Here is a 6,346-nt window from a genome sequence, read left to right on the forward strand (position 1 = left end):
GGGCCATGTCGGAAACGGCGCCCCCCCCCCCGGCGCTTCCGCACGTTCCGTGCGCATGAGGAGCTTTCCCCCGGCGCGGGCCGGGAAAACATTGCTCCCGTGCGGGGCGGGCGGCGGAAAAGACAAAGCCGGAATGCCCCGTGCGGGCGGGGTGGAAGTCTTCGGAGGGGGAAAACGCCGGATGGGTCATAAGGGAATCCGGGGCGGGGCTCAGGCAAAAAAACGGGGGCAAAGGCGTCTCCCGGCCTGCGCCGCCAAGGAAGGCCCGGAGAAACTCCCTCCCCCGCAGGGGCCGCAGAACCGGCGCCCCGTGCGGAGCTGTCCCCGGCGGGGGAAGCGGCCCGCCGATAAGGCTCCTTTGTGTCAACTTTTAAGCCTTTAAATGGACACAACGCAAGTTGTGCAACCTGGAATTGCAGCAAAGGGGCCTTGCCTGTATGAGCGCTCCGCCCTTTTGCCGCTCTTTCGGGGAGGGCCGCCTTCGACCTCACCAACGAAGCGTTGCGCACCCGGCCCTGCCTGAGCAGCGCCTCTCACTCACCAAGCAGCTTCATAAGTTCCGTGAATCTCCAGATCGCGGGAACTCTCCCCTTGCCGGAAGAGACTTTTTCCACAATACCCGCCTGAGCAAGTTTATTGATAATATTCATAATTCCCTGTCTGCTCATGCTCTTTTCAAAATGATGATAAATATCGGGCAAGGTAAAAACCGGTTTGGCAAACATATAATCCAGAATCTGTACGGCCGTTGAAGAAGCGGTACTTTCTGAAAAATCTTTTTTGGATACCTCGTACAGCCGGTTCATGGCGTCAAGCAGATTGATGTTGCCTTGACTGCGCTCTACGACCGCTTTCAGAAAAAAACTGATCCAGTCATGCCAGTCGCCCAATCGGGAAATGTTCCCCAGCGCCGAGTAATATTCGCTCCTGTGCGCCTGAAGATAGGCGCTCATATAAAAGCAGGGTTTGGATATCACTTTTTTTTCTGCCAGAAACAGGGTGATGAGCAACCGGCCCATGCGGCCGTTTCCATCACAAAAAGGATGTATCATCTCAAACTGAGCGTGCATGACGGCCGCCTGAATAATGGGATTCATATCGTTTCTGTGAAGAAACGCTTCCCAGTTTTCCAGCAGACTCTCCACATGCACGGGCTCAGGGGGAATAAACGTGGCCTCATCCATGCCTGAACCGGGCATACCTATATGTACCTGAACCTTCCGCCATTGCCCCGGATGCTTATGCTCCCCTCTGGATCCTTGAAGCAGAAGGGCATGAAGCGCCCTGACCAGGGAAAGGGTCAGGGGTCTGCCTGCGGCTATTTCCTCAAGCCCTGCCTGCATGGCCTTGTGATAATTCACGACCTCCTTAACATCATCCTGACGCTCCACAGGAACGACGACACCGGCATTCTCACCAAGAATTTCATCAAATGTCGTTACCGTACCTTCAATGACATTGGAACTCTGTGCCTCCTTCAAAAGCCAGGTGAGCCAGAACAGATCAGCTTTTGCCGAGGCCAGCATCATACCGTTGAGCTGTGCCAGAGCGGCCGTCGCATAAAAGTCCAGCATACCAAAATGCCCCCACCTGTCTTCGCTCTCATCAAGGGGAAGCATGGGGGGAACGAAGGGTCTGATATTCATGACATACCTCAACCATGCAACATAAAAAACGACCACGCCTCGACAAAGGAGACACGATATCGGATTTTGTGTCAACTTTTAAGCCTTTAAATGGACACAACGCAAGTTGTGCAACCTGGAGTTGCAGCAAAGGGGCCTTGCCTGCATGAGCGCTCCGCCCTTTTGCCGCTCTTTCGGGGAGGGCCGCCTTCGCAGGGCGGGAAAGGGCTTTGTGCATGTTTTCCCTTGCCCATCGCCGGGGAAGGGCATACAAGGAAGGCATGAAACGCATCCGATGCCTCCTTCTGACGGCGCTCTGCGCGCTTCTTATCGCCGTCGCCCCCCTGTGCGCTTCCGAAGAGGAACCCGCTCCCACGCCCCCCGGGCAGGACATCACATGGCTTCCGCTGGAAGACGGGCTGGACATGGCGATTCTCACCTTCACGGAAAAAAACGGCGAGGATTTCAGCCGCCGCATCAGCATTCGCGCCCTCCGCTTCGACACCGGGCACTTCGACGTGTGCCTGTACAGTTCCCGCTGGGAGGGGCCGGGCGTGCCCACCCTGCGCGAATGGGCGGAAAAGAAGGATCTCGTGGCGGCCATCAACGCCTGCATGTATCTCAAGGACGGCCAGACTTCCACCGGCTACATGCGCGGGGGCGAAAACATCAACAACGGGCGCATCGTTTCGCGGTACGGCTCCTTCTTCGTGGCTTCTCCGCGCGTGCCCGGTCTGCCCCGCGCCGCCGTGCTCGACCGCAACGAAGACGACTGGCGCACCCTTCTGCCCCAGTACGACATCGTGGTGCAGAATTTCCGCCTCATGGGGCCGGACGGCGGCCAGGTATGGCCCGAACACGGCCCGGAACATGCCGTGGCCTCCATTGCCGAAGATATGAACGGCCGCATTCTCTTCCTGCTCAGCACCGATCCCTGTTCCGTGCACGACTTCGTTTCGGCCCTGAACGCCCACAAGAACCTCAACCTCAATTCCGCCATGTATGTGGAAGGCGGAAGCGAGGCCTCCCTGCTGCTGCGCCTTGCCGGGAAAATACGCCTGTGGAACGGCATGTCCCCCGCAACCTATATGCTCTCCTCCCGCGGGGACGATATTCCCCTGCCCAATATTCTGGGCATCCGCCGCCGCTGATTCCTGCTCAGCACCGATCCCTGTTCCGTGCACGACTTCGCTCCGGCCCTGAACGCCACCAAAACCGCCATGGCTGCGGAAGGCAAAAGCAAGGCCTGCCGCGCCCTGCCGGAAACATGCCTGAGAAGCCCCCGCACCCCATATGCCTTCCTTACGCGGGGACGACATGCCCCTGCCCGGCATTCCGGGCATCCGCCGCCGTGTCCCCGCTCAGCAGCATGTCGCGCAGGCGCCGCGCCGCAAGGCTGAGGGTGTGCCCCTCGTATTCCAGCAGACTGATGCGCCTCTCGGGCAGCGTTTCGGCCAGGTTCACGGCAAAAAGCTCCCCCGCCTCCACGGCCGGCGCCGCCGTCTGCTCCGGCACAAAGCCCACGCCCAGGCCGTGCCGCGCAAGCTCAAGCACGATATCCGAAGTTTCCGGCTCCATGGCCGGTTCCAGCTCCAGCCCGTGATCCTTGAACACGGCTTCCAGAAAATCGAAGGTCAGCGAATCGCGCCTGTGGCAGATCACCGCCTCGCGGGCAAGCTCCTCCAGAAGCACGCGCCTGCCCGAAAGGTGCCCGTAATAGTCCGGAGCCGCCACAAACACATCCTTAAAAGGAAAAAGCGGCGTTTCCCGCAGGGAACGGAAGCTCCCCCCGGCCACGGCCGCCACGGCAAAGTCGATGACGCCCGATTTCAGATCTTCCATGGCCCGGCGCGACGTGCCGCCGTACAGGCGTATCTTCACCCCCGGGTACTGGGTATGAAAGGCGTCCAGCCTGGGCAGAAGCCAGCTTCGCAGCGCGGTTTCGCTGGTGCCCAGGGCTATGCTGCCGGACTGAAGCCCCACGGCCTCTTCCACCGCCTCCCTGCCCCGGCGCAGATTCTCGCAGCCCGCCGCCACATGATTGTAGAAAAGCCGCCCCTCGGGCGTAAGCTCCACCCCGCGCCGGTTGCGTATGAACAGGCGGCACCCCAGTTCCCGTTCCAGCTCCGCCATGGCCCGCGATACGGCGGGCTGACTGGTGAAAAGCATTTCCGCCGCACGGCTGAAACTGCCGCAGCGCACCACATGGTAGAACATGCGGCAGAGTTCCCAGTTCATTTCCATTCCGGTTCCGCCCTTTTTCTGAAAATCCGCAGAAAGGCCGCGCAAAAACAAAGGCCCTGCCCTTGCCGCACAGCGGCCGCTCTTCTCCGCAGAAAGGCGCGCCCTGCTGCGGCGCTCTGCGCAACGCGCCCTTCGGCGCAGAAAGCGCGCCGCAGAACAGAAAACGCCGCGCCTGCCCCCTCCGGCGGCGTCAGCTATGCAGATATGATATATCTGCCATATCAAAACAGCATTTCACCGTATCACGCACCTCTGCTATAGGCAAGAAAGCGCTTTTTCGGCGCGTTCTTGTTTTTTCCGGGAATATGCCATGAATCGCGGATATATCTTCATTTTTCTCGCCACGGTGTTCTTCAGCTCCATGGAAGTGGCGCTCAAGACGGTGGCGCACGACTTCAATCCCATGCAGCTCAACTGCACCCGCTTTCTCATAGGCGGGCTTCTGCTCATTCCCTTTGCCCTGCGCGGGCTGAGGCAGCACAACGCCGTGCTCACGGCCGCCTCGTGGAAGGGCTTTTCGGCCCTGGGCTTTCTCGGCCTTGTGGTGAGCATGATGTTCTACCAGGTTTCCATTCTCTACGCGCCCGCCTCGGTGGTGAGCGTGCTCTTCAGCTGCAACCCGGTGCTGGTGCTGGCCTTCGCCTTCCTCATCCTGCGTGCGGACATCCGGCCCCAGCATATCGCGGCCCTGGTCATGGAAGTGGCGGCCGCCCTCATCATCATCGACCCCCTGCACACCAGCCTCGACCCCGTGGGCATCGTGCTGGTGCTGCTTTCCGCCGCCACCTTCGCCCTCTACGCCGTGCTCGGCAAGAAAATGTGCGCCCGCTATTCCGGCGTGGCCGTCACCTGCTTCAGCTGCCTTGCCGCCAGCGTGCAGATGATCGTGCTCATGCTGGCAAGCCATATTCCGCCCCTGGCCGACATCCTGCGCGAAACCGCGCCCATGTTCGCCGACATCCCCTTCTTCAGCGGCTACAGGCCGGACAACCTGCTGAACGTGCTCTATATCTGCGTGGGCGTCACCGCCGGCGGCTATGCCTGCTACTTCATGGGCATGGAGGCCACCTCCGCCATGCAGGGTTCCCTCGTCTTCTTCTTCAAACCCGTGCTTGCACCCATACTCGCCATGATCGTACTCGGCGAAAATATTCCGTGGAACATGTGGGCGGGCATCCTCCTCATGCTTGCAGCCTCCGTGGTCTCCATGATCCCCACCTGGGAAGCGCTTCTGGCCCTCCGGCCCCTTATCGTCCATCACCTCCTGCATAAAGGACGGTAATCCCCGCGCGCTTCCCGCCCGCAAGGCGCATCTGCGCTTCCCCCGTGCGGGCTGCCGCCCGTTTCTCCACACCCCCTGCGGAGAAACGGGCTTTTTTCTGCCCCCAAAACAGGAAAGGCGGCGCTTCTGCGGCAGAACCGCGGGCCGGAAAACCGGGGCTGCCTTTCACGGCAAACGGCCGGGACGGAAGAACACCGGCAGGTGCCCGAAGCCCCGGGCCGGAGCATACGCTCAGAACCCAAGCAGCCCGGAACAAAGGCATGCGGCAGCGGCCCGGGCACGCCGAGAAGGCGCATCCCCCGCACGGCCTCATGGTGAAGGGAGGCAGGACATTGCTCCCTTTCAGAAGAAATAGCGCTGAGCCGAATGGGGCCCCACCGGCATAGCCGGTGCTTCCTCTTGTGCGCCTGCAAGGCTTTCTTACCAGCCGCGCCCCAACAGGCGCATCTACGGTCTGACATCTGCATTTCTGTTGCCGGCGGCCCGTCAACGGGCTTCCGGCGTACGGGATGCTCAGCTGTTCTCCGAGTTTGTCCCCGGCCGGTTGATGCCTGATTACCCGGCCATCCTTGCCTTATTCCTGCCTGCCGTGTCGACATGGTCACCACGGCACCAGAACTTCCGATGACGGTATGTGAACTTCAGCTCTCCGAACTGCTCCTGCATCATCAGGCTGCTCCTTCCTTTCCAATATCCCACAAACGCCGATACGCTCATCCTGGGCGGTATCGCAAGCAACTATGGATATGCTCGGGACAACCTTCCGCTTCTGCTATGCTCTCGCCCTTCCACTCACATCATTTCCGCAATATTTCTCCTGTGGCTCTTTTCTTCTCACCATGGAAAATCCGTCGGCGATATTCTGGTGCAAAGACTCTGTGATATCTGCCGTTCCATTGCGTATGCGCTCACTTCCCTGTGTCGCCCATGGCGAGCTCCTTCTGATGTGCTTACGGGCGCAGTTGCCGGACCGCACCTCTTTCTCAGCACATCAAAAGGAGTGTTTATCACTTACGCATAACTATACGTTTTCGGGAACCCCCAGCCTGGCCGGGGGTTTTCTTTTAACCAGAAAAACGGGACGCGAACGCATCCCGTCTTTATGCAGCACACTGTTCTACCTAGGTTCAGGACTCATTAAATATAAAAGATGACAATGGCAGCGAGACAAATGGCCGAAAAGAACGTGTGTGCA

At 59.8% G+C, this 6,346-nt stretch carries 4 protein-coding genes and 1 pseudogene; 2 read left to right on the forward strand and 3 right to left on the reverse strand.

From position 1 onward, the window contains the following. Positions 1 to 533: 533 nt before the first annotated feature. A complete protein-coding gene (locus tag Q0K07_RS12725; RefSeq protein ID WP_294559738.1) occupies positions 534 to 1,646 on the reverse strand; it encodes a Fic family protein in 1,113 nt (370 codons plus the stop codon). Between the two features lie 260 nt (positions 1,647 to 1,906). Here Q0K07_RS12725 and Q0K07_RS12730 point away from each other — a divergent pair, with 260 nt between their 5' ends. After that, on the forward strand, positions 1,907 to 2,776 hold the full coding sequence (locus Q0K07_RS12730; RefSeq protein ID WP_294559739.1) for a phosphodiester glycosidase family protein: 870 nt from the start codon (positions 1,907 to 1,909) through the stop codon (positions 2,774 to 2,776). A 151-nt stretch (positions 2,777 to 2,927) separates the two neighbouring features. Here Q0K07_RS12730 and Q0K07_RS12735 read toward each other — a convergent pair whose 3' ends face one another. Continuing rightward, positions 2,928 to 3,869: a LysR family transcriptional regulator gene (locus tag Q0K07_RS12735; RefSeq protein WP_294559740.1), complete on the reverse strand. Its 942-nt coding sequence runs from the start codon at positions 3,867 to 3,869 to the stop codon at positions 2,928 to 2,930. A 310-nt stretch (positions 3,870 to 4,179) separates the two neighbouring features. On the opposite strand from Q0K07_RS12735, the gene Q0K07_RS12740 reads away from it, so the two are divergent. Next, positions 4,180 to 5,151: a DMT family transporter gene (locus Q0K07_RS12740; RefSeq protein ID WP_294559741.1), complete on the forward strand. Its 972-nt coding sequence runs from the start codon at positions 4,180 to 4,182 to the stop codon at positions 5,149 to 5,151. A gap of 508 nt (positions 5,152 to 5,659) precedes the next feature. On the opposite strand, the pseudogene tnpA reads toward Q0K07_RS12740, so the two are convergent. Continuing rightward, positions 5,660 to 6,080: pseudogene (tnpA, locus tag Q0K07_RS12745) on the reverse strand (IS200/IS605 family transposase); the annotation flags it as partial. Positions 6,081 to 6,346: the final 266 nt, after the last annotated feature.

The organism is uncultured Mailhella sp. (assembly GCF_944324615.1).
In the GTDB taxonomy this organism is placed as follows: Bacteria; Desulfobacterota; Desulfovibrionia; order Desulfovibrionales; family Desulfovibrionaceae; genus Mailhella.

Coding starts and splice junctions, on each gene's coding strand:
- Q0K07_RS12725 (WP_294559738.1), bottom strand. CDS start 1,646: ATGAATATCAGACCCTTCGTTCCCCCCATGCTTCCCCTTGATGAGAGC.
- Q0K07_RS12730 (WP_294559739.1), top strand. CDS start 1,907: ATGAAACGCATCCGATGCCTCCTTCTGACGGCGCTCTGCGCGCTTCTT.
- Q0K07_RS12735 (WP_294559740.1), bottom strand. CDS start 3,869: ATGGAAATGAACTGGGAACTCTGCCGCATGTTCTACCATGTGGTGCGC.
- Q0K07_RS12740 (WP_294559741.1), top strand. CDS start 4,180: ATGAATCGCGGATATATCTTCATTTTTCTCGCCACGGTGTTCTTCAGC.